The 26,368-nt window shown below is 50.4% G+C and carries 25 protein-coding genes and 1 tRNA gene; 10 read left to right on the forward strand and 16 right to left on the reverse strand.

Annotated elements, in window-relative coordinates:
• Window positions 1–125 precede the first annotated feature (125 nt).
• Window positions 126–305 (forward strand): YjzC family protein, encoded by a 180-nt coding sequence (locus FHS18_RS14525; protein WP_183600776.1) that lies wholly within the window; start codon window positions 126–128, stop codon window positions 303–305.
• Between the two features lie 919 nt (window positions 306–1,224).
• Here FHS18_RS14525 and FHS18_RS14530 read toward each other — a convergent pair.
• The 3 genes from FHS18_RS14530 to FHS18_RS14540 form a co-directional block, all read right to left on the reverse strand.
• Window positions 1,225–1,315, reverse strand: a tRNA-Ser gene (locus FHS18_RS14530).
• 77 nt (window positions 1,316–1,392) lie between these two features.
• A complete protein-coding gene (locus tag FHS18_RS14535) occupies window positions 1,393–1,623 on the reverse strand; it encodes a DUF951 domain-containing protein (protein ID WP_183600777.1) in 231 nt (76 codons plus the stop codon).
• A gap of 64 nt (window positions 1,624–1,687) precedes the next feature.
• Entirely contained in the window at window positions 1,688–1,930 is a 243-nt protein-coding gene (locus tag FHS18_RS14540; protein ID WP_183600778.1) for a putative Se/S carrier-like protein, read from the reverse strand.
• Window positions 1,931–2,131: 201 nt separating this feature from the next.
• On the opposite strand from FHS18_RS14540, the gene yyaC reads away from it, so the two are divergent.
• Window positions 2,132–2,722: a spore protease YyaC gene (yyaC, locus tag FHS18_RS14545; RefSeq protein ID WP_183600779.1), complete on the forward strand. Its 591-nt coding sequence runs from the start codon at window positions 2,132–2,134 to the stop codon at window positions 2,720–2,722.
• Here yyaC and FHS18_RS14550 read toward each other — a convergent pair.
• From FHS18_RS14550 to rpmH, 12 genes are all read right to left on the reverse strand, one after another.
• Window positions 2,694–3,188, reverse strand: a complete 495-nt coding sequence (locus FHS18_RS14550; protein WP_183600780.1) for a DUF4446 family protein — start codon at window positions 3,186–3,188, stop codon at window positions 2,694–2,696. The two genes, yyaC and FHS18_RS14550, sit on opposite strands and share 29 nt — an antisense overlap.
• Window positions 3,189–3,223: 35 nt before the next feature.
• Window positions 3,224–4,396, reverse strand: a complete 1,173-nt coding sequence (locus tag FHS18_RS14555) for an aminotransferase class V-fold PLP-dependent enzyme (protein ID WP_183600781.1) — start codon at window positions 4,394–4,396, stop codon at window positions 3,224–3,226.
• A gap of 96 nt (window positions 4,397–4,492) precedes the next feature.
• Window positions 4,493–5,341, reverse strand: coding sequence for a ParB/RepB/Spo0J family partition protein (locus FHS18_RS14560; protein ID WP_183600782.1), 849 nt, complete (start codon window positions 5,339–5,341; stop codon window positions 4,493–4,495).
• On the reverse strand, window positions 5,322–6,095 hold the full coding sequence (locus tag FHS18_RS14565; RefSeq protein WP_183600783.1) for a ParA family protein: 774 nt from the start codon (window positions 6,093–6,095) through the stop codon (window positions 5,322–5,324). Before FHS18_RS14565 ends, FHS18_RS14560 begins: the two co-directional genes overlap by 20 nt.
• 462 nt (window positions 6,096–6,557) lie before the next feature.
• Entirely contained in the window at window positions 6,558–7,394 is an 837-nt protein-coding gene (gene noc / locus FHS18_RS14570) for a nucleoid occlusion protein (RefSeq protein ID WP_183600784.1), read from the reverse strand.
• 145 nt (window positions 7,395–7,539) lie between these two features.
• Entirely contained in the window at window positions 7,540–8,262 is a 723-nt protein-coding gene (gene rsmG, locus FHS18_RS14575; RefSeq protein WP_183600785.1) for a 16S rRNA (guanine(527)-N(7))-methyltransferase RsmG, read from the reverse strand.
• Window positions 8,263–8,268: 6 nt separating this feature from the next.
• On the reverse strand, window positions 8,269–10,158 hold the full coding sequence (mnmG, locus tag FHS18_RS14580) for a tRNA uridine-5-carboxymethylaminomethyl(34) synthesis enzyme MnmG (RefSeq protein WP_183600786.1): 1,890 nt from the start codon (window positions 10,156–10,158) through the stop codon (window positions 8,269–8,271).
• Between the two features lie 86 nt (window positions 10,159–10,244).
• Window positions 10,245–11,624 carry a tRNA uridine-5-carboxymethylaminomethyl(34) synthesis GTPase MnmE gene (gene mnmE, locus FHS18_RS14585; RefSeq protein ID WP_183600836.1) on the reverse strand — a complete coding sequence of 460 codons (1,380 nt, stop codon included), beginning with the start codon at window positions 11,622–11,624 and terminating at the stop codon, window positions 10,245–10,247.
• Window positions 11,625–11,701: 77 nt separating this feature from the next.
• Entirely contained in the window at window positions 11,702–12,358 is a 657-nt protein-coding gene (jag, locus tag FHS18_RS14590; protein ID WP_183600787.1) for an RNA-binding cell elongation regulator Jag/EloR, read from the reverse strand.
• Entirely contained in the window at window positions 12,355–13,164 is an 810-nt protein-coding gene (locus tag FHS18_RS14595; RefSeq protein WP_183600788.1) for a YidC/Oxa1 family membrane protein insertase, read from the reverse strand. Before FHS18_RS14595 ends, jag begins: the two co-directional genes overlap by 4 nt.
• Window positions 13,165–13,315: 151 nt before the next feature.
• A complete protein-coding gene (gene rnpA / locus FHS18_RS14600; RefSeq protein ID WP_183600789.1) occupies window positions 13,316–13,663 on the reverse strand; it encodes a ribonuclease P protein component in 348 nt (115 codons plus the stop codon).
• A 159-nt stretch (window positions 13,664–13,822) separates the two neighbouring features.
• A complete protein-coding gene (gene rpmH / locus FHS18_RS14605; protein ID WP_183600790.1) occupies window positions 13,823–13,957 on the reverse strand; it encodes a 50S ribosomal protein L34 in 135 nt (44 codons plus the stop codon).
• Window positions 13,958–14,563: 606 nt separating this feature from the next.
• Between rpmH and dnaA the strand changes: the two genes are divergently transcribed.
• The 6 genes from dnaA (at window position 14,564) to gyrB (ending at window position 21,056) form a co-directional block, all read left to right on the forward strand.
• A complete protein-coding gene (gene dnaA, locus FHS18_RS14610) occupies window positions 14,564–15,913 on the forward strand; it encodes a chromosomal replication initiator protein DnaA (RefSeq protein WP_183600791.1) in 1,350 nt (449 codons plus the stop codon).
• A 263-nt stretch (window positions 15,914–16,176) separates the two neighbouring features.
• On the forward strand, window positions 16,177–17,319 hold the full coding sequence (gene dnaN / locus FHS18_RS14615) for a DNA polymerase III subunit beta (protein WP_183600792.1): 1,143 nt from the start codon (window positions 16,177–16,179) through the stop codon (window positions 17,317–17,319).
• A 35-nt stretch (window positions 17,320–17,354) separates the two neighbouring features.
• Window positions 17,355–17,570: a S4 domain-containing protein YaaA gene (gene yaaA, locus FHS18_RS14620; RefSeq protein WP_183600793.1), complete on the forward strand. Its 216-nt coding sequence runs from the start codon at window positions 17,355–17,357 to the stop codon at window positions 17,568–17,570.
• Between the two features lie 50 nt (window positions 17,571–17,620).
• A complete protein-coding gene (gene recF / locus FHS18_RS14625; RefSeq protein ID WP_183600794.1) occupies window positions 17,621–18,730 on the forward strand; it encodes a DNA replication/repair protein RecF in 1,110 nt (369 codons plus the stop codon).
• Between the two features lie 45 nt (window positions 18,731–18,775).
• Entirely contained in the window at window positions 18,776–19,024 is a 249-nt protein-coding gene (remB, locus tag FHS18_RS14630) for an extracellular matrix regulator RemB (protein ID WP_183600795.1), read from the forward strand.
• Window positions 19,025–19,139: 115 nt separating this feature from the next.
• Window positions 19,140–21,056: a DNA topoisomerase (ATP-hydrolyzing) subunit B gene (gyrB, locus tag FHS18_RS14635; RefSeq protein ID WP_183600796.1), complete on the forward strand. Its 1,917-nt coding sequence runs from the start codon at window positions 19,140–19,142 to the stop codon at window positions 21,054–21,056.
• Between the two features lie 99 nt (window positions 21,057–21,155).
• On the opposite strand, the gene FHS18_RS14640 is transcribed toward gyrB, so the two are convergent.
• On the reverse strand, window positions 21,156–21,941 hold the full coding sequence (locus FHS18_RS14640) for a YheC/YheD family protein (RefSeq protein ID WP_343060536.1): 786 nt from the start codon (window positions 21,939–21,941) through the stop codon (window positions 21,156–21,158).
• 412 nt (window positions 21,942–22,353) lie between these two features.
• Between FHS18_RS14640 and gyrA the strand changes: the two genes are divergently transcribed.
• Both gyrA and FHS18_RS14650 read left to right on the forward strand, forming a co-directional pair.
• Window positions 22,354–24,849, forward strand: coding sequence for a DNA gyrase subunit A (gene gyrA, locus FHS18_RS14645; RefSeq protein WP_183600798.1), 2,496 nt, complete (start codon window positions 22,354–22,356; stop codon window positions 24,847–24,849).
• A 34-nt stretch (window positions 24,850–24,883) separates the two neighbouring features.
• Complete coding sequence (locus FHS18_RS14650) at window positions 24,884–25,969, forward strand: HD-GYP domain-containing protein (RefSeq protein WP_183600799.1); 1,086 nt, start codon at window positions 24,884–24,886, stop codon at window positions 25,967–25,969.
• The last annotated feature ends 399 nt before the right edge of the window (window positions 25,970–26,368 follow it).

Genomic DNA, 26,368 nt, shown 5'->3' on the forward strand with positions numbered 1-26,368 from the left:
ATCCCTCATTCTGCCTTTCATGTTCTAGGCAAGTCCGCACACACTATTAGCCGGATGTCTTTCGTTCTGCCCATCACGGCTTATGAAAGATCATCCTCTATATATCCTTAAGGAGGCTGAATACTGTGGGTGAATGGACAGAGTTTCGACCTGGCGATCGCGCTCCGAATGAAGGCACTTATATTGAGGTTGGCGAGGCCGATTTCCATATGGGGATCAATAACCCGAAGAAAGTTCATCTCGATAAAGGCGCCAGGTTCCCGGAAACGTCTAACCATAATCGCAAGTGGACGCGAATGAAATAAAAAAGCCATGTATAAAAACAGCGCAGGCTGCTCATTCTAATTCATGACGGTGCGAAGAGAGGCGTGGTTCCGTTGAACCTAATGGCGCAAGGAACGCATGGTGATTTAGTCCACTAATTAAGCATGAACCAAGAAGCGAGGGGTTGTGCCAAAGACCAGCGTCTGTAACACAAGCACATCGGTTTAACCGATGACCGTGGTTTCTTCCTAAAGCTTATCTGTGACGAATTACAATCGATCAACCACCGTCGGAAAGGGCTCGCAAGAGCCCTTTTTCTATTTGTCTTCCCCATGAATCTCTGCCGAATGTTCGCCGCTTCCCCTCTTGCGATAAGCGCTTGCGTATTCGCTGTCATCTGTACCTTCCATTCCACGCTTACAGAACCTGCCGCTCACATCTAACTTCGTGACAAAGTGCCTGCGGAATGTTCTTGCTATACCTTTACCTGTCTGTCTCCTGCTCCTTGGCTGACCCTCAACTGCTCTTACCTCTTTGCATGAATCATTCATGCTCTTCACTGAACACATACAATGCATCGGTTGAAAAAACGCCTCACTCGAAGTCCAACTCCATGGGTGGTCTATCGCTTCATACGCTTGTCTTAGGACGCCGCAGTTCTGCCGGGAGCTGTGGTGGGGTATCTCGCCGTTCCATCGCGACATGCAGTGTGGCTCGGTCATATGGTAATGATCATGCGCCAGAGGCCAGCCTCGTGATCCGTGTGCACGCCTTGTGCTGCCCTACTCGATCTTATATTCCTGAGGGTCCTGTATGCTTCCGGCTTCCTTGAAGCTCTGCCCTTGAACCCCCATACCTACTGTGGCCATTATGAGCTCGCACAACCATCAACTTGCGACGACTGTGCCTGGTCTTAAGCAACAAAAAAAGCGACTCATCAGAGTCGCTTGATTGTATGTATGGCGGAGAGAGTGGGATTCGAACCCACGCACGCTGTGACACGCCTAGCTGATTTCGAGTCAGCCCCCTTGGGCCTCTTGGGTACCTCTCCAATTCGGTCAACGAAGATTATTGTAGCATGGTACTCGTCCAAATGCAAGCGCCCCGCAAAAGTTTTTTACATTTGCTTTACTCCTGCGTTTGTTCCGCTTCTCCGCCCTCCTGGGCTGCCTTCGAACGAAGCACCTTCTTCATATTCTTCTCAAACTTTGCCCGCGGTATAAGCACGCTGTGCTTGCAGCCGACACATTTGATTCGGATATCCATCCCCATCCGGATAATCTCCATCTCATTCGTGCCGCACGGATGCTGCTTCTTCATCTGTACCACGTCGCCAAGATCGAACTGTTTGCGTTCCATTCGCTTACGCTCCCCTTCTGGCAAGGTGCGAACGTGCGCCTTAGCCTAAGCATCATTTCATCTATTATACGATGACCTGCTCATAACCTCCACCCTCAGATGGACGAAATAATCCGCGGATCTCCACTTTTTCTTCCGTAATGACATGGTGGACCATCTGCAGATCTTCTTCGGCAAAATGAATGGATAGCGCGCAGCCTGCCGTTATTTCTTTCGGCGTGGGACAAATATCTATTTCAATGTCCACGTACTCTAGCAGCATCTCCGCACGAAGCGCCTGCTGCGTTGAATCAAATGCGATAAGCACAAGCTTTCGTCCCCTCTAACGAAAAGTAGCGTTTCTCCTTATGGGCAAGTATAAAATGGTTGTCCCAACCATATACTAGCTAGTAAACAACAATAAAGATCCTATGATCTTAGGAAGCCGGATCTAAGAGATTGCGCTGTTGATAGAATGCTAGAGATGCCGACGCGCGGGCTCTTGCTCAATTAGGCGGGAGGGATTTCCATGAAACTGACGGGAATGAAAGACAATCCATTCAAAGTACCTTACACGGAGCCGAATGTTACCGGTCTGTTGATCAATCGACTGACGCACTTGCTTGCTGACGTCCCGGATCATGCCCGGATCGTCGTCGTCTGTGTAGGCACCGACCGCTCTACCGGTGACGCGCTCGGCCCCTTGGTCGGCACCTCTCTGAGCAAATATCGCAGCCGCTACTTCGATCTTTATGGCACGCTCGAGGATCCGGTTCATGCCATGAATTTGGATGATACGCTCCAACGAATCAGCCGCCAAGTTCGCAATCCTTATATTATCGGCATTGATGCCTGTCTAGGTCAGGTATCCAGCGTCGGCAGCATCCAGGTCGGGACAGGCCCTGTTCGCCCCGGCGCAGGCGTGAATAAAGAACTGCCGCCCGTCGGCGATATTCATGTTACGGGTATCGTTAACGTAGGCGGCTTTATGGAATATTTTGTTTTGCAGAATACGCGTCTTCATCTCGTCATGCGGATGTCAGACGTCATTTCACATAGCCTTTTCTCGGCCATCATGAAGACGGTCCGCCCTACGATTCCTGCTTCAACGCAAGATTGATTGCCATCTTCTCTTCCGGTGTCAACGGATATTCAGAATCTCTCTGCTTTACCGGCTTCGCATACACATACGTCGTCTCTCGGTTATGCAGTCCGCTTAACACGAAGCCTTCTTCCTCATCGCTAAGCACCGCCAGAGAGAAGCTGAGATTGCTTCCGCCGTCTGTGAAGGCGTTATAGCGATGAACCGCAACATTGCCCTTCTTCGATTTGGCGTTCTGACTCAACTGGCCCAGCTGCGTGCGAAGCTGAGCGAGTTGTTCATCCTGCTCCTGGATCCGCGACTTAAGACCGAGGATGACTTGTTCCAAATCTTCTACGCCTGCTCCGTCCATAAACTGCGTATAGCTTTTACGCAGTTTTTTCAACTTGCTGCCTATCACGAACGACCGGATCAATAAAATTAGTACCAGCGCTGCAAGTCCGATCGTTACCCCATCCATAGGCTGCAATGTCCACTCTTCCATCAGTTTGTTCCGCTCCCCTGTCTGCCTGCTTACTGTTATTGATAATGCTGCTTGATTTCTCGGATCGCATCTACGAATGCATCGGCTTCCGCTTCTGTCGTGAAGCAGCCCACACTCGATCGAATTGCGCCTGTCTCCAATGTTCCGGCTATGCCATGGGCAAGCGGCGTGCAATGGAATCCCGAGCGCACGGCAATTCCGTAATGCTGATCAAGGATAAAGGCGGTCTCCGAAGGATCCACATTCTCCACGATAATGGATACAATGCCCGAGCGATTCTCTCCCAGTGCCGGGCCTAGTATGCGCACGCCAGAGATAGACAATAGCCCTTCCATCATGCGTTGGGTTAATGCCCACTCCTTAGTATGTATCTTTTGCGGTGTCTCATGCAGGACGTACTGCACGCCCGCTTTCAATCCGGCTAATCCCGATGTATTAGGGGTCCCGGCTTCATAGCGATCCGGTCTCACAAGCGGCTGTTGAGGCGACTCCGATTGACTGCCCGTTCCACCATGCATAAGCGGTTCCAAATCCAGGTCTGGGGCGATGTACAATCCACCGGTCCCTTGGGGGCCTAGCAAGCCTTTATGTCCAGGGAAAGCGAGCATATCGATTCCCATAGCTGCCACATCAATATCGATTGTCCCCGCACTCTGCGCGGCATCTACGAGCAGCTTAACGCCGTTGGCTTTGGTTATAGCGCCAATATCGCCAACCGATATGACCGACCCGAGCAGATTCGAACTATGATTAACTGCAACCAGTTTGGTCGTTGAGCGTATCGCGTTTTTCACCAGATTCGGATCTAGATAACCTTTATCATCGGGTTCCAGGTACGTAACATCGATCCCTGCTGTTGCCTTGAGATATTCCAACGGACGGCGAACCGAGTTGTGCTCTACCGCTGTAGCGATAACGTGGTCCCCCGGCGTAACCAATCCTTTGATCGCCATATTAAGTCCCATTGTTGTATTCAAGGTAAAGGCAATATCATTCGGATTTTTAATCCGGAAGAGCTTAGCTAATTGTTTGCGGGTATCAAACAAAATTCGGCTAGCCCGAACCGCCATCTGGTGGCTTCCTCTGCCCGGGTTTGCCGAATCGTTCTCCATGGCTTGGACGACAGCTTCGATCACGCCAGGTGCCTTCGGCCACGAGGTTGCAGCATGGTCCAAATAAATAATCGGGCGTGTTTGCTCCTGATCCATCTTTCTCCCCCTCCCTCTCGTTTGTTCCGCAACTTAATAATAGCATACCGAAGCGGCATCTTCATCTTCCTCCTCCGCTTCGGTATGCTATCTGATTTAAGCCATTAGTCGCAGCATTTCGAGCAAACGCTCTAGATCCTGCTTGTTGTAATACAGCAGCTCGATACGTCCTTTATCCTTCTGCTGTTTAATTTTCACTGTTGTTTTGAATTGATCGCGCAGCGTATCCTCGACTTGTTCAATATAAGGATCGCGTTTTTTGGCGGCAGGTTTCGTCTTAAGCGGCGTCTGCTGATCCAGCTTCTGAATCGCTTCCTCCAGATCGCGTACACTCCACTCGTTACGAATCGCGATTTCCGCCAACTCTTTTTTACGCGAGTCTTCTTTAACCCCGACGAGCGCTCTTGCATGTCCCATCGATAATGTTCCACGTGAAACATTATCTTTGATCTCCTCAGGCAGCGATAACAAACGCAAAAAATTCGCGATATGAGAACGAGACTTACCTACCTTTAGTGAGAGCTCTTCCTGGGTCAAATCAAACTTATCCATGAGAGCTTGATAGGCCAAGGCAAGCTCGATCGCATTCAGATCCTCGCGCTGCAAATTCTCGATCAGCGCGATCTCCATCACTTGCTGATCCGAGAAATTCCGTACGACAGCCGGAATAGAACTATTACCGCACAGCTGTGAAGCGCGGAAACGACGCTCACCTGCAATGATTTCATAACCTTTCAGAACCGTACGAACGATGATCGGTTGAATAACGCCATGCTGTTTAATTGATTCGGCTAGTTCTCTTATTGCATCATCATCGAATGTTTTTCGTGGTTGATACGGATTGGGTCTAAGATCACCTAATGAAACTTCAACGACCTTATCTTCTTCGCTAACTGAAAGAGATGGAATAAGCGCATCAAGTCCTCTACCTAGCCGCTTGCTCATACATAATCACTTCCTTCGCGAGTTCAAGATAAACCTCGGCCCCTTTGGATCTCGGATCATACGTAATAATGGCTTGTCCATGAGATGGCGCCTCACTTAAACGGACATTGCGCGGAATAATGGTCTGGTACACTTTTTGCTGAAAATACTTCTTCACTTCTTCAATAACTTGAATGCCCAGGTTCGTACGCGCATCTAACATAGTCAGCAATACGCCTTCGATTTGAAGATTCGTATTGAGATGCTTCTGCACGAGACGTACCGTATTGAGCAGTTGACTCAAGCCCTCTAGCGCATAATACTCGCACTGAATCGGAATGATCAGCGAGTCGGCCGCGGTTAAAGAATTGACGGTCAGAATACCGAGCGATGGCGGGCAGTCGATGAGAATGTAGTCATACTGATTCTTCACCTGCTGCAGCGATTTCTTCAGCTTCATCTCGCGGGATATTGTCGGTACGAGCTCAATCTCCGCACCGGCAAGCTGAATCGTCGCAGGAATGATGCTTAGCCCTTCAATGCTTGTGGCAATGGTGGCATCGCTAGGGTGGACATCATTAATGAGAATATCATATACATCATGCCGAACATCAGCTTTATTAACGCCGACCCCGCTTGTCGTATTGCCTTGCGGATCAATATCGACCAACAGTACTTTCTTGCCTAGTGTGGCGAGGCAGGCACCCAGATTGACAGACGTTGTCGTCTTACCGACACCGCCCTTCTGGTTGGTTATCGCAATCGTTTTAGACAAACCGTTCACCTCTATGTTGATAGCTTGTCGATCTTCACCCGTGACACACAAGAGTTGCCTTTCCGATACCTTCTTTAATACCTTCTCTCGAACCTTCTAGAAGAAATTGGAATAGTCGTCCATTATCCATCACGCAGCGCATCTCGTCGCCGATTATCTTCATTATCAAATGCAGTCGATCGCACACTTCCCTGCAATCTATCTTATTATACATTGATCGCAAAAAAACGACAAAACGGAACATTGCCTTAATCTCCGCTTTATCGCGATGAATGCTACTGCGACTGCATATCTTGTACGATAGTTGTAAAAATGGCGATGCCGCCCTTACACAGGACGGCTGGTGTTGAACAGATTAATGTTCGTCTCGACTTCTCTATTCTCTCATGTTTCTCTAGTATTCGCTACTATATGAAGAAAGTTTCATAATATCCCGGTCTTACCAATAGCATTTGTCCAACTTTAAACCTTGCCTTCACGCGAACGTTTCGGGATTTGAATGACAATCTCGTAATGATCTTCATAATCCTTCTCGTCCGTCTTAATCTGAAGCCCAGATTCTGTAACCATATCAATCGATTGGCGGATCGTATTGAGCGCTAGCCGAACATCCTTCGTGAATGAAACCCGCTTCGACTTTTTCATCTTCGCCGCTTCCTTATAGAAAGCGACACGGGCTTCGGTTTGTTTCACGTTCAATTCTTTGGTTACAACATCTTCAAGCACCTTTTGCTGCAGCTCATCCGTATCCAAAGCGAGCAACGCCCTAGCGTGGCGTTCTGTTATTTTCCGTTCGATAAGTGCATTCTTAACAGGCTCGCTCAAACCTAACAAGCGGATCTTGTTCGCGATTGTGGACTGGCTTTTGCCCAGGCGCTGCGCCAAGCTTTCTTGGGTTAACGAATGGAGATCAATCAGCTTCTGGTAAGCGACCGCTTCTTCGATGGCGGTTAGACCTTCACGCTGCAAGTTCTCAATTAGTGCAATCGAAGCCGCTTGAGAATCATTAAACTCACGGACGATAGCCGGAATCGTCTCCAGCCCTAGCTTCTTCACTGCGCGATAGCGCCGTTCACCAGCAATGATCTCATAACGTCCATTCCGCATCCGAACGACAATCGGCTGAATAACCCCATGTGTTCGAATCGTTTGAGAGAGCTCTTCAATACGCTCATCATCAAAAACGGTACGCGGCTGATACGGGCTCGTGTCTATCTCGCCCATTGCCACCTGCTTGACTTCGTCTTGATTGCTCTTTTGGTCGGCAAGACCAAATAAACGCGAAAATTGTTCTTTCATCTCGTCAACTACCACCCGAATTCAAAGTGCCGAGAATTGTCACTACACTAATTCTGCGGCTGCAAAATGATTTCCTGCTTGACAAGAAGCGATTAAATTCCAATTTATCGGCAAATGTTTCACGTGGAACATTTTGCTTCTCGTTTTACGCAATTGGCTGTTTTAAAGGAAGACCAGCTTTGCGCGGATATTTCTTAGGTGTTCCGTCCAACTTGTCCACGACGACGATATGCCGATCGGACTGCTCGAACGGTAGCTTCAAGTGAAAGGTGTTAGCTACCTTGCTTTTTAACTCAGACAAACTTCTAACGGACTCTTTGATCTCCTCTTGTGGATCGGCGCCTTTCATCGCTGCGAACGATCCGCCCTTCTTCACGAACGGCAAGCAGAACTCATTGAGTACATTGAGCTTGGCAACTGCCCTTGCCGTCGCCAGATCATAACGATCGCGATGACTGATATCGCGGGCAATATCTTCAGCACGTCCATGGACACAAGCTACGTCTTGCAGACCTAGCTGTTCCACAACATGAGTTAGGAACTGGATCCGCTTATTCAACGAATCCACTATCGTTACTTTCAAATGCGGGAAGCAGATTTTAAGCGGAATGCTCGGGAACCCTGCCCCTGATCCGATATCTGCAATCGACTGCACCTTGCCCATATTAACAAAGAACGCAAGGGATACCGAGTCGAAGAAATGCTTCTCGTAAACCGCTTCTCGCTCAGTAATCCCTGTCAAGTTCATCTTCTCGTTCCACTCCACCAGCAGGCGGAAGTAGAGACCGAACTGGCGCAGTTGCTCCTCGTTCAGCTCTACCCCCTTCTCTGCCATTAGAGGAAGGAACCACTCTGGTGCTTCATTCATGTTCTGTTACCCCCGCGCTGCAGTAACCCGATTATAATGTTCGAGGTACACGAGTAAAATCGATATATCTGCCGGTGTTACGCCGCTGATCCGTGATGCCTGCCCAATCGATAGCGGGCGGATATTCGTTAACTTCTGCTTCGCTTCCGAGGCCAGCCCATGAACGTCGCTATAATCGATATTGTCCGGAATCCGCTTCTTCTCCATCTTCGAGAGGCGTTCGACCTGAATAAGCTGTTTCTCGATATAACCGGCGTATTTGATTTGAATCTCGACCTGTTCCTTCATATCTTCCGTCAATTCTACGGGTGACGGTACGAAGCGTTCCACATGCGAATAGTTCACTTCCGGGCGACGAAGCAACGTAAGCGCATCGGTCGTAAATTGCAACGGTGCGGAACCAAGCTCAGCGAGCATATCCTGCACCGGTTGTTCAGCTTTAAGCTTCACCGATTTCAGACGCTCGATCTCTTCCTCGACGTATTGTTTCTTTTGCTGGAATTTCGCATATCGCTCCTCGCCGATCAGACCGATTTCATATCCAGTAGGCGTAAGACGAAGATCCGCATTGTCATGACGGAGCAGAAGACGATACTCCGCACGCGACGTAAGGAGGCGATAAGGTTCGCTTGTTCCTTTGGTGACTAGATCGTCGATCAGCACGCCGATATAACCTTGCGAACGTTCAATGATGACCGGCTCTTTGCCTTGCGCTTTACGTGCCGCATTAATACCGGCCATAACGCCCTGTCCAGCCGCTTCTTCATAACCGGATGTCCCGTTAATTTGACCGGCTGTGAACAGATTCGGCACGACCTTCGTTTCCAGCGACGGCCACAATTGCGTAGGCACGACGGCATCATACTCGATCGCATAACCGGTACGCATCATCTCGACACGTTCCAGTCCTGGAATGGAACGCAGAATTTGCAGCTGCACATCCTCCGGCATACTTGTCGATAGGCCTTGTACGTAATACTCCGACGTGTGCTTTCCTTCAGGCTCGAGGAAAATTTGATGCTTCGGCTTATCGGCGAAGCGAACGATTTTATCTTCAATAGAAGGACAGTAGCGCGGCCCTGTTCCTTCGATCGCACCCGAGAACATCGGCGCGCGATGGAGATTGTCGTTAATGATCCGGTGCGTTTCTTCCGACGTATAAGTCAGCCAGCATGGCAGCTGCTCGTTGTCCGAATACTCCGTCTCGAACGAGAAGAACTTCGGATTCTCGTCGCCTGGTTGAATTTCCGTTTTGTCAAAATCGATCGTGTCCTTATGCACGCGAGGCGGCGTCCCCGTCTTGAAGCGCACGAGTTCCAATCCCAGCTCCTTCAAGCTTTGCGATAGCCGCACGGAAGGTTGCTGGTTGTTCGGTCCGCTCTCATACATGAGCTCGCCCATAATAATTTTGCCGCGCAGATAAGTGCCCGTTGTCAGTACGACGGTCTTCGCACGGTATGTTGCCCCCGTCTTCGTAATGACGCCGACACATGCCCCATTCTCCACCAGCAGCTCTTCGGCCATCCCTTGGCGCAGCGTCAGATGCTCGGTCTCTTCGATCGTTTTCTTCATGGTATGCTGATAAAGGAACTTGTCGGCTTGCGCCCGCAATGCGTGTACCGCCGGGCCTTTACCGGTGTTCAACATCCGCATCTGAATGAACGTACGGTCGATATTGCGTCCCATCTCGCCGCCTAGCGCGTCAATCTCCCGAACGACATGACCTTTGGCCGGTCCGCCGATCGACGGGTTGCATGGCATGAATGCTACCATATCCAAGTTAATCGTCAGGAGCAGCGTCTCGCATCCCATACGCGCGGCGGCCAGAGCTGCCTCGCAGCCTGCATGGCCAGCCCCTATAACGATGACATCAAATTGTCCAGCTTCGTATCCCATCTGTCATTTCCCTCCTTGCCAGATCCGCTTCATCCTCTTTTTAACGTAAGGATTTCAAAACCAGAACTGGAAATTGCATTTTCTATTTATTTACCTAAACAGAACTGTGAGAAGATCTGGTCAATAAGCGACTCAGCTACCGAATCTCCAATAACTTCGCCCAATTGCTCCCACGCCGTTCTGACATCAATTTGCACCAGATCAATCGGAATGCCGGATGCTGTCGCTTCCATTCCGTCGATTAGTGACTGCTTAGCTTGATGAAGCAGCCCTATATGTCGAACATTGCTTACATATGTCAAATCCGCGCTCTCCAGCTCACCGCCGAAGAACATATCGGCAATCACCTTCTCGAGTTGATCTAACCCTTGCTCTTGCAGCACCGATAGTCGAACGATCGACTCCGGCTTGAATCGAGCGGCCAATTCCTCCGTATCCGCTACGACCGGAAGATCCGTCTTGTTCAGCAGGACGATCACCGGGCGACCGCCAAGCTGTTCGATCAATTTATAGTCATCCGCTTGCAGCGGTTCCGCTGCATTCACGACGAACAGAATAAGATCCGCATCCGTAAGCGCTGCACGCGAACGTTCAACCCCGATCTGTTCGACAACATCCGTCGTCTCGCGGATGCCCGCCGTATCAAGAAGTCGGAGCGGAATGCCGCCGAGCGTCACGAATTCCTCAATGACATCCCGCGTCGTTCCCGCAATATCGGTTACGATCGCTTTATTTTCCTGCACGAGCGCATTGAGCAGCGAAGACTTGCCGACATTCGGCCGGCCGACAATCGCCGTCGTAATGCCTTCCCTTAATATTTTGCCTTCGCTTGCTGTTTTTAGCAGACGGTCGATTTCCGCGACCGCTTCCTCGCTTTTTTCGCGAATGTAGCTGCTTGTCATCTCCGCAACGTCATGCTCGGGATAATCGATATTCACTTCAATATGGGCGAGCAGTTCCACCAAGTTATGGCGCAGCGCCTTCACCCGCTTCGAGAGCGTTCCCTCCGCTTGTTTCATCGCAACGGAGAACGCCCGATCCGACTTGGACCGGATCAGGTCAATAACGGCTTCCGCCTGAGCCAGATCAATTCGGCCGTTCAGAAAAGCGCGCTTGGTGAACTCGCCTGGTTCGGCTATCCGGACGCCGCCTTGACGAAGCAGCAGCTCCAATACCCGCTTCACCGCGACCACGCCGCCATGCGTGCTTAATTCTACAACATCTTCGGCCGTAAAAGAACGCGGTCCGCGCATCACCGTAAGCAGAATTTCTTCCACCTTCTCGTCCGTCTGCGGATCCACAATATGCCCGTAATGTACGGTATGCGACGACGCGTCAGCAATATTCGACTTGGACCGGAAGATTTTTGCCGATTCCGATACCGCGCCAGGACCGCTTACCCTTATAACAGCGATGCCGCCTTCCCCAACAGCTGTGGCGATTGCGGCGATCGTATCTTGGTTCATCATGCCATCTATACTCCCTTAAAAAAATGAGCAATGACAACTGTTGCATGCCATTGCTTCATCTCTCATTTATGCGACTACGATCTTAATGTGATGACGACCCGGCGATTCGGCTCGTCCCCCTTGCTGTATGTCTTCACCTTCTGGTGATTCTGCAGCTGGGCGTGAATGATTTTACGTTCCTGGGCCGGCATCGGCTCCAGCACAACTTCCTTCTTCGTGCGAATGACCCGGCCGGCAAGACGCTCGGATAAGTCCTCCAACGTCTTGCGGCGGCGTTCACGAAAATCCTCAGCATCAAGTACGATACGAAGATGGCTATTGGAATAACGGTTGGCTACGATATTGGCCAAGTATTGCATGGCATCCAGCGTCTGTCCGCGACGGCCGATCATTAGACCGAGATCTCCGCTTCCGCTGATCGAAAGAGTCGTCCCGTCTCGTGATACGGATTTCGACACCGACAACGTTAAGCCCATCGCTTGTCCGACCTCGATGATGAATTGCTCCGTCTTCTCGATCGGATCAGCCGGTCTCTCCACTTGCTCTGGTTCGGGATCCGGCAGCATCGTAAGTTCCACCCGGGCGGGCTTTGCTCCGATAAGGCCGAATAATCCTTTGGTCGGCGCCTCCATGACCGTCACGGTGACGCGGTCTTCGGTCGTTTGCAATTCCGTTAATCCCTTACGCACAGCATCCGCAATCGTTTTCCCCGATGCTACGATTTTCTTCATTTCGCAGGTGCACTCTCCTTATCCTTCGATGAGGAACGTACATACAAGAAGTAGTTCTGAATAATTGTATACACGTTACTGAAAATCCAGTAGAACGGCAGTGCAGCTGGAAGCGACAACGCCATAACGAAGATCAGTACCGGGAAAATCAGCATAATGCTGTTCATCGCCGGCATCATTGGATTGTTCTGGCCCTTCTGCTGCGATTGCATCATCTTCGATTGAATATACGTCGTTATTGCAGCGACCAGCGGCAGAACATACGCATACCAGGATTGATCGTTAACGGCAACCCCCATCTTAATGCCCAAGAACGAGTGTTCACGGATGGCAGGGTTCCAATAAATCGAGTTATAGAGCGCGATAAAAATCGGCATTTGCACGAACAACGGCAAGCAGCCTGCAAGCGGATTGACTTGATGCTGTTGGAACAGCTTCATCGTCTCTTCCTGCTGCTTCTGCGGATTGTCTTTATGTTTTTCTTTAATCTTCTGAAGCTCAGGCTGGATCGCCTGCATCGCTTTGGAACTGCGGTACTGCTTCAGTGTAAGTGGGAGGATCAGCGTACGGACGATAATAACCATCAGCAAGATCGCGAATCCATATTCGCCGCCAAACCAATCGGCGAAGGTATCCAGCATTTTGGCAAAGTAATACACGACATACTTCTCCCAGAAGTTCCCCTCAAGTAGATCGTCTGTCTCTACGGTGTGCGACGCTGACGGTGCGCAGCCCGACAAGAAGAGTGTGAGAAGCACTAGCGTGATTGCTGTGAACCAACTGCGTTTAGAAATACGGGACAACATGAAAACTCCTCTCTAGAGTACCATCGCATTCAAGCGCCGAGGGCTTCTGCACGAAGCGTCCCGCTCCCGATGCATACATTTCAAACTATAGCATATTTTATGAAACAAAGAAACAAGCTTAGGGCAGCACAAAAAACCGCCAAAACCGCCGTCATTTCGACGTTTTTAGCAGCCCCGCACGCTTCAGAACATGCAGGATGCTCTTCTCCAGTTCCTTGCTCTTCATCCCGACAGCCGGCTTCCTGACGATGAGGACGAAGTCGATGTGCTCCTGGATCCGATCCGCCTGCAAACGCACGATCTCTTTGGCCATCCGTCTCATTCGGTTGCGGACAACCGCGTTGCCGATTTTCTTGCTGGCCGACACGCCAAGGCGGAACGGTTCCGCTTTCGGCTGACGCGACCAGTAGACGACAAACTGGCTGTTAGCGAATGATTTGCCGTGCCGATAAATTCGGCTGAAGTCTTCCCGATTCCGTAAACGTAATTTCCTCTGCACGTCCTCTCGCTCCCTAAGCCTTCTATATATACCAGTATAGCCTGCTGACGCCAGCATAAAACGGTCCCTCTAGACCCGAACGTTTCTGCCAGGAGCCGGCTTGTCCCGTTCCAACCCTCATTTGGCATAAAAAAAAGACCACGGTACGTGGTCTTAAGCTTACGCGCTCAGTACTTTTCTACCCTTAAGACGGCGGGCAGCAAGCACTTTACGTCCATTCTTCGATGCCATCCGTTTACGGAATCCGTGCACTTTCTTACGTTTGCTTACGTTCGGTTTGAATGTCGGTCTCATATTGCACCTCCTGTTTCCATATTCCCTCGCCAAGCGACTTTCTATACATCGCCGATCGTACGACGGACTTCTGCTTAAATAAAAACGCTTTTTCCATTAAAGCATGTGCTGCACGCTTTGTCAACCTGAGCGCGCCATGTTAAAAGGCTTGTCTTCTATAAATGTATATAAACGGCGCCGGGGCAAAACCTAGCTGTGGATAAACTGTATTTTCGGGATAACCACAACGAATCTAATAACATGTGGATGATTAAAAAGGCCGCTTTGCAGCTTTTGTCGAAACCGCACACGTTATAAACAATATGTAGTATTGGTGATAAGTTTTATACACAACCTATAGAATTTGTGGATAGTCGGTGGCAAATCGTTGAAAACACAGGCCTCATTTGCTATGATAGTTATGTTTTCGATGTGGATAGTCAACCTTTTATCCCTATTTTATCAACAGGCTGTGGATAATACTGTGAACAACGTATTCCACCTATTGATATCTTTCCTTCGAATACTCTTTATACTGTGGATGAGCGCTTCCCGATACGGGTCTATTCGACATCACATGCATAGCTGCGCCGCAAAAGGGCGAATTGGATAAGGGAGTGACAATCTGTGGAAGCCCACACGAGCGATATGTGGCAGCAGGTGCTGTCGATCATTCAGACCAAGCTGAGCAAACCAAGCTTTGATACGTGGTTTAAGGCAACCAAAGCTTCCTTGCACGGAGAATCAATGGTTATCGTGACAGCACCAACAACATTTGCCGTAGAATGGCTGGAAAGCCGCTATACCAAACTAGTGCGAACGACGCTTCAGGAATATATGGGGCGTCAATTTGACATTAAATTTATCATTGAAGAGAACAAGCCGCCTGAGCCGATCGTCCAGGCTCCGGTTATAACGGCCGTCCCGGCTGCGCCGGAAGAGACGGTCCAACATATGCTCAATCCCAAGTACACCTTTGACACCTTCGTCATCGGTGCGAACAACCGCTTTGCGCATGCGGCATCGCTTGCCGTAGCCGAAGCGCCGGCCAAAGCCTATAACCCGCTCTTTTTATACGGGGGCGTTGGTCTTGGCAAGACGCATTTAATGCACGCAATCGGCCATTATATATTGGAGCATAATCCGAGTACGCGCGTCCTATACCTGTCATCCGAGAAGTTCACCAATGAATTTATCAACTCGATCCGCGACGACCGCGGCGAGAGCTTCCGGAACAAGTACCGCAGTATCGACGTGCTGCTCATTGACGATATTCAATTCCTCGCGGGCAAGGACGGAACGCAAGAAGAGTTCTTCCATACGTTTAACGCCCTGCACGAGGAACGCAAACAGATCGTCATCTCCTCCGACCGCCCGCCAAAAGAAATTCCGACCCTCGAAGAACGACTTCGTTCGAGGTTCGAATGGGGCTTGATTACCGATATTCAAGCACCGGATCTCGAAACGAGGATCGCCATCTTGCGCAAGAAAGCCCGTGCGGAGAACCTCGACATTCCGAACGAAGCGATGGTATATATCGCGAACCAGATCGATACGAACATCCGGGAGCTCGAGGGCGCGCTTATCCGCGTCGTCGCCTACTCCTCGCTTATTAATGCCGACATCACTTCACACCTGGCAGCGGAAGCATTGAAGGATATCATTCCGACCAGCCGGCCGAAAATGATAACGATGCAGGAAATCCAGCAGAAAGTCGGGGAGTTCTACGGACTGCGGATGGAGGAGTTCAAGGCGCGCAAAAGAACGAAGGCTGTCGCCTTCCCGAGGCAGATCGCGATGTACTTGTCGCGCGAATTGACCGATTTCTCGCTTCCGAAGATCGGCGAGGCGTTCGGCGGCCGCGACCATACCACCGTTATCCATGCCCACGAGAAGATTTCGCAGCAGCTGAAGAGCGATCCGGACCTGTTCAAGATCATTCAGACGCTCACCGAGAAAATCAAAAACCACTCGTAACCGACAGGTTCGAGCGGTGCTTCGACAAGCGCGCGCATACGAGCAAAGTTATGCACGTGTGTATAGTTTATACGTACAAGCCTATGCACAAGCTATTAACATGTGGATAGGCTTGATTTATCAGCATCTGAAGGGCTTATCCACATATTCACCGCCCCTACTACTACTTCTACTGTTTTTTAAAGAAAATCATCATCATAGAACAACGTCGAATATCGTCATCTGAACCGACAACCGTTCTCCAAATTATGAGGAGTGAAACAATGAAATTAACGATCCGCAAAGACGAATTGAATGACGCGATCCAACAAGTATCCAAAGCCTCTTCGTCCAGACCTGCTATTCCAATCCTTGGCGGCATTAAATTCGATGTTACTCACCAAGGTATTACGTTAACGGCCTCGGATACCGATATTTCGATCCAGAGCTTCATCCCTGTCGAAATCGGTGATCAAGTTATCGCAACGGTCGACAAACCCGGCAGCGTCGTACTTCCAGCCAAGTTTTTTGTCGAGATCGTCAAAAAGCTTCCATCGGAGAATGTCGAAATCGAAGTGAAAGAACAGCATCAGACGATGATTCGTTCCGGCTCTACCGATATCCAGATGGTTGGTCTCGACCCAGAGGAGTTCCCGGTCTTGCCTACCATTGACCAGAGCGAGAGCATTTCAGTACCAGGCGATCTGATCAAATCCATGATTCGCCAGACTGTATTTGCCGCTTCCACTAGCGAGCAGACGCCGATCCTGACGGGCGTGCTCTGGAATCTTCAAGACGAACAGCTGAAATTCGTTGCTACGGATCGTCACAGACTGGCAAGCCGCGTAGCCTCGGTCGCAACCGACAGCGAGATGCGTTTTTCCAACATCGTCATTGCAGGTAAGACACTTGTCGAGCTATCCAAACTTGTAGCCGATGACAATAGTCTGGTAGAGATCGTCATTGCGGATAACCAGGTGCTGTTCAAAATCGGACATGTACTGTTCTTCTCCCGCATTCTGGACGGGACTTATCCCGACACTTCCAAGATTATTCCGCAGAACTTCAAAACAGAACTCGTTCTGCATACTAAAAAATTAACCGACGCGATTGACCGCGCGTATCTGATGTCCCGTGAAGAGAAAACGAATATCGTCCGGCTAGCCACGCTCGAGGACGGTACGATTGAAATTTCCTCGAGCTCGACCGAGCTTGGCCGGGTAACGGAACAGCTGGAAGTGAAATCGCTCAGCGGCGATCCGCTGCGCATTGCTTTCAACTCCAAATATATGCTGGATGCCCTCAAAGTCATCGACAGCGAATATCTATTCATTGGCTTTACCGGTCCGATGAGCCCGATCATCATTAAGCCGTCCGACCATCCGCACAGCTTGCACCTGATTCTTCCTTACCGGACGACCGGCTAAGAAGCTACCCGAACATAGAGGAGTTTGAGCACCAGATGAAAGAAATTGCGATTTCGACCGAGTATATTGCCCTTGGCCAATTTTTGAAGTTAGCAGATTGCATCAGTACCGGCGGGGAAGCGAAGTTTTTCTTGCAGGAGAACGAAGTCATTATCAACAACGAGCCCGATAACCGCAGAGGCCGGAAGTTATACGCTGGCGATCAGATTGAAGTAGGCGAATTCGGCAAGTTCACAGTTGTTAAACGTTAATTGCGTTATCGGTAACGCAAAAGGCCCGAGGCGGGCCGGGAGGTTCCAGTGTGTACTTAAATTCCATTCAACTGCAGCATTACCGTAACTACGAGCAGCTGGAACTTGCGACCGACAGCCAGGTGAACCTGTTTGTCGGTCCGAATGCGCAGGGCAAGACGAATCTGCTGGAATCGATCTTTGTCCTGGCGCTTACGAAGTCACATCGGACGAGCAAGGATAAGGAGCTAATTGGCTGGCAGTCCCAGAATGCGCGGATACGGGGCGAAGTAGAGAAGCGCTACGGCAAAGTGACCCTTGACCTGAGTTTATCCGGCCAGGGGAAGAAGGCTAAGATCAACGGGCTCGAACAGCGGAAGCTGAGCGATTTCGTTGGCGCCCTCAATGTCGTGATGTTCGCGCCTGAGGATCTCGAAATCGTAAAAGGAACGCCGGGCATACGCAGACGGTTTCTCGATATGGAAATCGGACAGGTGCAGCCCGGTTATTTGCATACGCTCGGCCAATACGCGAAGGTGCTTGTCCAGCGCAACAACTACTTGAAATCGGCAACACCAGGCAGCGTCAATACAAGCATGCTTGATATATGGAATATGCAGCTTGCTGAGTATGGTGTTAAAATCATGAAAAAAAGGGAAAACTTTATTTATAAACTACAAAGATGGGCCGAGCAGATCCATGCTGGCATCACGGGCGGCTCCGAGGAGCTGACAATTGTCTACCGCCCCTCCTTCGATACGGACGGGGAGAAAGAAGAATCTGTTTTATTCGATCAATTTATGATAAAGTTAACACAGGTAAAGGATCAGGAACTGCGCAGGGGGATGACGATGGTTGGCCCCCATCGTGACGATATTGCCTTTTTCATTAACGGCAAAGAAGCGCAGGTATACGGGTCCCAAGGTCAACAGCGGACAACGGCCCTATCGCTGAAGCTTGCGGAGATCGAGCTGATCCACGAAGAGATCGGCGAGTATCCGCTTCTGCTGCTGGACGATGTCCTGTCAGAGCTCGACCAGAACCGGCAGACACAACTTATCGAGACTTTCCAGAACAAAGTGCAAACGTTCGTTACGACGACCGGACTTGAGAGCGTCAATATCGCCAAGCTGCACGATTCCCGAATCTATGAGGTACGGGACGGCCAGGTTGTGCGGTAGCGGCGCTTCTGCCACTACTATTGTTTCAGCCAAGGAGGCATAGCCATGTACATTCATTTGGGTGGGGAAAAGATCATTCGCGCTGCGGAATTGGTGGCGATCTTCGATATTTCCATTGAGCAATCCTCCAAGCTGTCCAAGCAGTTTGTAGCACAGGCCCGGAAACGCAAAGACGTAGAAGTGATAGGCGAAGAAGAAGCGAAATCGATTGTTGTGACGGAACACAAAATCTACTATTCGCCGATCTCGTCCTCCACGCTTAAGAAGCGATCGCATCATTTTGCGACAACATAATAGAGCAAAACATGAAGCGAGAGGCCCCAAGCCTTGCGAGAAGCCGGCGCTGGTATGCCTTATAGACTAAGGCGCACCTTGGGAAGAGCAGTTGAGAGGAGCAGTGAATTCAAGCATGTCGTTGAATCAACACACCTATGATGAAAGTCAGATACAGGTTTTAGAAGGACTTGAGGCGGTTCGCAAACGTCCAGGCATGTACATCGGTTCGACGAGTACCAAGGGTCTTCACCATCTTGTATGGGAGGTCGTCGATAACAGTATCGACGAGGCACTGGCTGGTTTCTGTACGCGGATCGACGTCAATATTCATGAAGATAACAGCATTACCGTTGTCGATAACGGCCGCGGCATCCCTGTCGGCGAGAACGTCAAGCTGAAGAAATCGACCCTTGAAGTTGTTATGACCGTCCTTCATGCCGGCGGTAAGTTCGGCGGCGAAGGCTACAAGGTTTCCGGGGGCTTGCACGGCGTAGGTATCTCTGTCGTGAATGCGTTGTCCGAGCAAGTTACCGTAACGGTCAAGCGTGAAGGCAAGGTCCATCGCCAGGAATACCGCCGCGGCGTGCCTCAGTATGAACTCCAGGTCGTCGGCGATTCCGACGATACGGGGACGACGGTGCATTTTAAACCGGACCCTGAGATTTTCACAGAGACGACGGTTTACGAGTACGAGATTCTGCAAGGACGTATTCGCGAACTAGCCTTCTTGAATAAAGGCATTGAGATTTGCCTGACCGACGAGCGTGCCGAGACACCTCAGACCCAGTCGTTCAAATACGATGGCGGCATTATCGAATTCGTTCAGCATTTGAACCGCAAACGCGAGATTCTTCATGAGCAGCCGATCTATGTCGAAGGCGAGAAGGATAATATCCAAGTAGAGGTTGCCTTGCAATACAACGACAGCTACACGGAGAACATCTATTCGTTCGCCAACAACATCAATACCCATGAAGGCGGCACCCACGAATCGGGCTTCAAGAGCGCCCTTACGCGTATTATTAACGACTATGCGCGCAAGACGAATCTGATCAAGGACAATGATTCGAATCTCTCCGGGGATGACGTGCGTGAGGGTTTAACGGCGATCATTTCCGTGAAGATTCCGGAGCCTCAGTTCGAAGGTCAGACGAAGACGAAGCTCGGCAACAGCGAGGTTCGCGGAATTGTCGAGTCTTTCTTCGCGGAGAAGTTCCAGGAGTTCCTAGAAGAGAATCCGTCCGTATCGCGCAAAATCATCGACAAGAGCTTGCAGGCTGCTCGGGCGCGGGAAGCCGCGCGCAAAGCGCGTGAGCTGACACGCCGTAAGAGTGCCCTGGAAGTGAGCTCCCTGCCTGGCAAACTGGCCGACTGCTCCTCGAAGGATGCTTCGATCAGCGAACTTTACATTGTCGAAGGTGACTCTGCGGGCGGTTCCGCCAAGCAAGGCCGCGACCGTCACTTCCAGGCGATTTTGCCGCTGCGCGGTAAAATTCTGAACGTAGAGAAGGCGCGCCTTGATCGAATCTTGGGCAATGCGGAGATCCGGGCAATCATTACGGCGCTTGGTACCGGCATTAGCGACGATTTCGATATTGCGAAGGCACGTTACCACAAAGTCATTATTATGACCGATGCGGACGTCGACGGTGCTCATATCCGTACGCTGCTGCTGACGTTCTTCTATCGCTACATGCGCAAGGTTCTTGAGGCAGGCTACGTGTACATCGCCCAGCCGCCGCTCTTCAAGATTGAGCGTAACAAGGTCATCCGCTATGCGCAGAGCGAGCAAGAGCGTGATCAGATCATTCGGGAATTCGGCGAAGGCGCCAAAGTCAACGTACAGCGCTATAAAGGTCTCGGCGAGATGAATGCTGGACAGCTGTGGGAGACGACGATGGATCCGGAGAGCAGAACGATGCTCCAAGTTTCGATCGAGGATGCTATTAAGGCCGACGAGATTTTCGAGACACTGATGGGTGACGATGTCGAACCGCGTCGCGACTTCATTCAGCAATTTGCAAAATTCGTCAAGAACTTGGATGTTTAGATAACGAACCGCTGCAGCGATCGTGTAGGCGCAGTAATTCAAATGTGGAAGAAGCCGATGGGTTACAGCGCCCAGCCGGCTTCTTTTTGCATGTAGGTTTTAGCTTCTTTTTTTCTTGCGCGTGAAACGGCCGTAGTGGACACAGTAGCGATGGATTTTACGGAAGACGGCAGAGTCGCCGATTTTGCGAAAAATATACGGGTCCGGCAACGTGTTCACTTCCAGCACCCAAGGCTTCAGCCTCCGGTCGACGGCGATGTCGATTCCGATCTCTTTTAGCCCGGGGTAGCTCCCTTGCAGCTGTTTGGCGATTTCGGTTCCGAGCAGCTTAAGACCAAGCTGGAATTCGGCGTACTGGCTTCCAGTTGTATGCGGACTCATCAGCGTCCCGACGGACATAAGCGTACCGCCGCTGTGGTAGTTGGTCACGATTTTCTCCGGATGGGACAAGCGGCCGATAATGCCGGTCGTCTCCCACTGGTTCTTCGGATTTTTTTGGACCATGACCCTAATATCGAATCTTCGCTTGTGATACTCGAGCAAGTGAATGCCGCGCTGAATCAAATATTTCCGTTTGCCGATGACATGAGACAGAGAAACGGCCATACCCTCGAACGTCGAGAAAGTATGTTTTTTGGTGCCGAGCTGGTAGCTGAATTCGCTGTCGGACAATTTGCTGGAACGGATAACCCCTGTTCCGAATGTCCCTTGGTCAGGCTTGATGTACACCATGCCGTGCTCGTTCAGCATGTTTTTCAACGTTTCCGTGCTCCAGAACACCGTTTCCGGAACATGACTGGCTAATGATTCCGACTTCAGCAGGGCTTTTGTTTTTGCCCATTTGCTTCGTACCCTCTGGATAGACAAGGTCGCTCCGCCTTTCAAAAAGATAAGGATGCTAGAAGGAAAGCAAGCAAGACAAAGAGACGAAAATAATGATATAATATTAGGGATAATGCCTATTTTGCGTTCAAATTTATCCCCGTTTTAGTGTATGGTGCACGTCGCTCCGACGAGAGGGCTTGAACCTACGTTAATAGCCTGTCGGGATGAATACCCGTATAGCAAGGCACAGTCATTGTCGGGATGGTTTAAGACGATCCGTATAATGAGCATACTGTAATGTTAACTTGTTCATTTGCGAGATGAATGTGAGGCTCCTAACAGAGCTTCATCAACATATAGCGCCCGCTAGTCAGAACTTGCAGCAGCTGCTGTATAGGTCTGCTTGCGACGCAAGCTTGGGGCTTTTCACGTTTGAGGCGGCCAGGCGGCGCAGAATTTTAGGAGGTTTCCGATGGCGGAAGAACAACATTCGCAGATTCATAACCGCGATATTGGTACCGAGATGCGCGATTCGTTTATGGACTATGCGATGAGCATCATCGTGAGCCGTGCCCTTCCCGATGTCAGGGATGGACTTAAGCCGGTTCACCGCCGCATTTTGTATGCGATGTCCGAACTAGGCATGTCACCAGACAAGCCGTTCAAGAAGTCAGCGAGGATCGTTGGCGAAGTTATTGGTAAGTACCATCCGCACGGCGACACTGCCGTCTATGATTCGATGGTACGGATGGCTCAAGACTTCTCGCTGCGTTATATGATGGTCGAAGGCCATGGCAACTTCGGTTCGGTCGATGGCGATATGGCAGCGGCAATGCGTTATACCGAGGCGCGCCTATCGAAGATCGCTATGGAGATGCTGCGCGATATTAACAAAGAGACGATTGATTTCGTCCCGAACTATGACGGGGAAGAGCACGAGCCTGTCGTACTGCCGGCGCGGATCCCGAATTTGCTGGTTAATGGCGTATCCGGTATTGCCGTCGGTATGGCCACCAATATTCCGCCGCATAATTTGAGCGAAGTTATCGATGGGGTACAAGCATTAATCAAGAACCCGGATATTACGCCGATCGAGCTGATGGAGTTTATTAAAGGACCGGACTTCCCTACCGCGGGTTTTGTCATGGGCCGGGAAGGTATTCGCCAGGCTTACACTACAGGCCGTGGATCGGTGACGATGCGTGCCCGTACCTTGATCGAGGAGAATGGCGGCAAAGCCCGTATCGTCGTTTATGAGCTCCCTTACATGGTCAACAAAGCGCGTCTGGTCGAGAAGATCGCAGAGCTTGTTCGCGAGAAGAAAGTCGAAGGCATTACGGACCTTCGCGACGAGTCCGATCGTAACGGTATGCGCGTCGTCATCGAGCTGCGCCGTGACGTCAACCCGAACGTCGTGTTGAACAATCTGTACAAGCAAACGCAGTTGCAGACCAACTTCGGAATCAATATGCTCGCGATCGTCAACAAAGAGCCGCGCGTTTTGAACTTGAGAGATACGCTCTATTACTACTTGCAGCACCAGATCGAGGTTATCCGCAGACGTACCGAGTACGATCTGAAGAAAGCCGAAGCCCGCGCGCACATTCTCGAAGGGTTGCGCATTGCCCTTGATAATCTTGATGAGGTCATCGCGCTGATCCGTGCTTCCAGAACGACGGATGAGGCGCGCGAAGGGCTCATCAATACGTTCGCATTGAGTCATGATCAGGCGCAGGCGATACTCGATATGCGTCTTCAACGCCTCACCGGCTTGGAGCGCGAGAAGATCGAAGCGGAATATGCCGAACTGCTCAAGAAGATTGCCGAGTACAAAGCGATTCTTGCCGACGAGCAGCTGGTGCTTGAGATCATCAGCGAGGAACTCAATGAAATCAAGGAACGCTTTGGCGATGAACGCCGCACGGAGATTACGCTGAGCGATGAAGAGATTCTTGACGAGGATCTTATTCCTCGTGAGGATGTCATTATCTCCATTACCCATTCCGGGTATATTAAGCGTCTGCCGGTTACGACTTACCGCAGCCAGAAGCGCGGGGGCAAAGGTATTACCGGTATGGGAACGAAGGATGACGACTTTGTCGAACATCTCTTTGTATCCAATACCCACCATTACCTCCTGTTCTTTACGGACAAAGGTAAAGTGTATCGCCTGAAGGCTTACGAAATTCCGGATCTTAGCCGTACGGCACGCGGAACGCCGATCATCAACCTGATCCAGATTGAACAGGGCGAGACGGTGAACGCAGTCATTCCGGTTGAAGCATTCGAGCCGGATCGTTATCTGTTCTTTGCGACCAAAGAAGGGGTTGTGAAGAAGACGCCTCTGGATGATTACTCCAACATTCGTAAGGTTGGTCTGATTGCGATCAATCTGCGTGAGGAAGATGCCCTCATTGGCGTTAAGCTGACAGATGGCAATCAAGAGATCATCATGGGTACAAGCCAGGGCATGTCCATCCGCTTCCAAGAGCAGGACGTCCGTTCGATGGGCCGTAGCGCAACAGGGGTAAAAGGTATCCAGACTGACGATGGCGACTACGTGATCGGCATGGATGTAATTGTTCCGGATCATGAGGTGTTGATCGTTACGGCCAAAGGCTATGGCAAACGGACGCCAATTAGCGAGTACCGGGTTCAGACACGCGGCGGTAAGGGCATTAAGACGCTCAATGTGACCGAGAAGAACGGAACGGTTGTTGCGCTCAAAATCGTTCAGAGCGATGAGGATCTCATGATTATGACCTCCTCGGGTACGATGATTCGGACAAGCATGGACGGCATTAACACCATGGGCCGTAACACAGTCGGCGTTAAGCTGATTCATATCCGTGAAGATGATGCGGTAGCTACCGTTACCCGTGTAGCCCGCAGCGAAGAAGAAGCAACGGATGAAGAAGAAGGCGAAACTCCGGAAGAAGGATCGGCACCGGCGGAATCGGAAGAATAAGACGTGAAGAACAAGGCAGATGGGGGCTTGGAAGATGGCAACGGTAGCAGTCACGCAAGTTAAGCTAGGAGATAAGCTGACGGAAGATGCATTGACTCCGCTCGGCAGCGTCCTTTTCCACAAAGGTAAAGTCATTACTGGGCGAGAACTGGACATTCTGCAAGCTTTTCTCGTGCCTACCGTTACCATTGAATCCGAGGCTCCGGCTGAGGAAGAAGAGGTCAAGCAGTCAGGCAGCGCAATCGCGAAGGGGGAGCTGCCTGCCGTTCAGACAGGCCTAACCGAGCAATACGGTTTGACGGTGAAACTGCTTAAGCGTGTCTACAGCCAGACAATGAGCGGACAACTGATCCCTGTTCTTGATCTGCGCAACCAGATGGAAGCACTTCTCGCCCATATTGACGACTATCGAATACTCAACTTCTCGCCGCTTGTCGTACAAGATGACGATTATATTCAACATAAGAGCGTCATGTCGGCGATGAGTTGTTATTTGCTCGCACAATGGGTGGGGCTTCCTAAGAAAGATTGGATGCCGGTTGCTTTGGCGGGACTGCTTCATGATATCGGCAATGTAAAGGTAGATCGGGCAATATTGGAGAAGCCGGACTCTCTTACGTTAAGTGAGGTTGAGGAGATGCGGCGCCATACTGTATTGGGCTATCAGTTGCTGAAGAATGTAGCTGCGCTTAATGAAGGCGTGAAGCTAGCTTCGCTGCAGCATCATGAGCGCGTGGACGGGAGCGGTTATCCGCTTGGTATTATGGGGGACAAGATTCATCCTTATGCCAAGATTGTCGCGATAAGTGATATCTTTAATGCCATGACCATGAAGCGGGTCTATCGCAAGGCAGCTTCGCCTTATTTGGTACTAGAGCAGATCCAGAAGGATTCGTTTGGCAAGCTTGAGCCTGCCTATGTTCAGATCTTCATCGATAAAGCTACGCAGTTCCACAACGGTACAATTGTGCGCCTTAGTGATGACCGTATTGGAGAGATTGTATTCTCCGATCGCAATCATCCGACTCGTCCGTGGGTATCGGTCAATGGAACCATCGTAAACTTGACTAACGAGCGACAGCTGTACATCGAAGAAATCATGTCGCGTAATGATAAGTAGCCGTATTCTCAAGCGTGAATATTAGATCTGTGCTTTATGACAATAGGCCATTTTAAGGCTGTCATAGAGCACGGATCTTTTCTTTGAAGAAAGTTATAAAAAGTGCTTGCAATTAGTTTAATACCTATGATATATTATAAAAGTCGCCGCTGAGCAATACGGCAGACATTGAGAAATCTGGTGAATGCTGCATTCCTGATCTCGCGATCATGAACGCAAACCAATCACCGTTTGTTCCTTGAAAACTGAACAATGAGCGATATGTTTTATAGCTAGTTAAGTAATGAGCTAACAAGCTTCTTTACTTGATGGAATGCTGATCGACCTTCGGGTCGCTCAAACCAATCCATCTTTTATGGAGAGTTTGATCCTGGCTCAGGACGAACGCTGGCGGCGTGC

Origin of the sequence: Paenibacillus phyllosphaerae, from assembly GCF_014192105.1 — a bacterium.
Lineage (GTDB): Bacteria > Bacillota > Bacilli > Paenibacillales > Paenibacillaceae > Paenibacillus_Z > Paenibacillus_Z phyllosphaerae.

Excerpts from the sequence above, each read along its gene's own strand:
- mnmG (WP_183600786.1), bottom strand. The coding sequence starts at position 10,158 with ATGGGATACGAAGCTGGACAATTTGATGTCATCGTTATAGGGGCTGGC.
- dnaN (WP_183600792.1), top strand. The coding sequence starts at position 16,177 with ATGAAATTAACGATCCGCAAAGACGAATTGAATGACGCGATCCAACAA.
- jag (WP_183600787.1), bottom strand. The coding sequence starts at position 12,358 with ATGAAGAAAATCGTAGCATCGGGGAAAACGATTGCGGATGCTGTGCGT.
- FHS18_RS14550 (WP_183600780.1), bottom strand. The coding sequence starts at position 3,188 with ATGGAAGAGTGGACATTGCAGCCTATGGATGGGGTAACGATCGGACTT.
- rsmG (WP_183600785.1), bottom strand. The coding sequence starts at position 8,262 with ATGAATGAAGCACCAGAGTGGTTCCTTCCTCTAATGGCAGAGAAGGGG.
- FHS18_RS14535 (WP_183600777.1), bottom strand. The coding sequence starts at position 1,623 with ATGGAACGCAAACAGTTCGATCTTGGCGACGTGGTACAGATGAAGAAG.
- FHS18_RS14650 (WP_183600799.1), top strand. The coding sequence starts at position 24,884 with ATGGCAACGGTAGCAGTCACGCAAGTTAAGCTAGGAGATAAGCTGACG.
- yyaC (WP_183600779.1), top strand. The coding sequence starts at position 2,132 with ATGAAACTGACGGGAATGAAAGACAATCCATTCAAAGTACCTTACACG.
- FHS18_RS14560 (WP_183600782.1), bottom strand. The coding sequence starts at position 5,341 with ATGAGCAAGCGGCTAGGTAGAGGACTTGATGCGCTTATTCCATCTCTT.
- remB (WP_183600795.1), top strand. The coding sequence starts at position 18,776 with ATGTACATTCATTTGGGTGGGGAAAAGATCATTCGCGCTGCGGAATTG.
- noc (WP_183600784.1), bottom strand. The coding sequence starts at position 7,394 with ATGAAAGAACAATTTTCGCGTTTATTTGGTCTTGCCGACCAAAAGAGC.
- mnmE (WP_183600836.1), bottom strand. The coding sequence starts at position 11,624 with ATGAACCAAGATACGATCGCCGCAATCGCCACAGCTGTTGGGGAAGGC.
- gyrA (WP_183600798.1), top strand. The coding sequence starts at position 22,354 with ATGGCGGAAGAACAACATTCGCAGATTCATAACCGCGATATTGGTACC.
- rpmH (WP_183600790.1), bottom strand. The coding sequence starts at position 13,957 with ATGAGACCGACATTCAAACCGAACGTAAGCAAACGTAAGAAAGTGCAC.
- yaaA (WP_183600793.1), top strand. The coding sequence starts at position 17,355 with ATGAAAGAAATTGCGATTTCGACCGAGTATATTGCCCTTGGCCAATTT.
- FHS18_RS14595 (WP_183600788.1), bottom strand. The coding sequence starts at position 13,164 with ATGTTGTCCCGTATTTCTAAACGCAGTTGGTTCACAGCAATCACGCTA.
- FHS18_RS14555 (WP_183600781.1), bottom strand. The coding sequence starts at position 4,396 with ATGGATCAGGAGCAAACACGCCCGATTATTTATTTGGACCATGCTGCA.
- gyrB (WP_183600796.1), top strand. The coding sequence starts at position 19,140 with ATGTCGTTGAATCAACACACCTATGATGAAAGTCAGATACAGGTTTTA.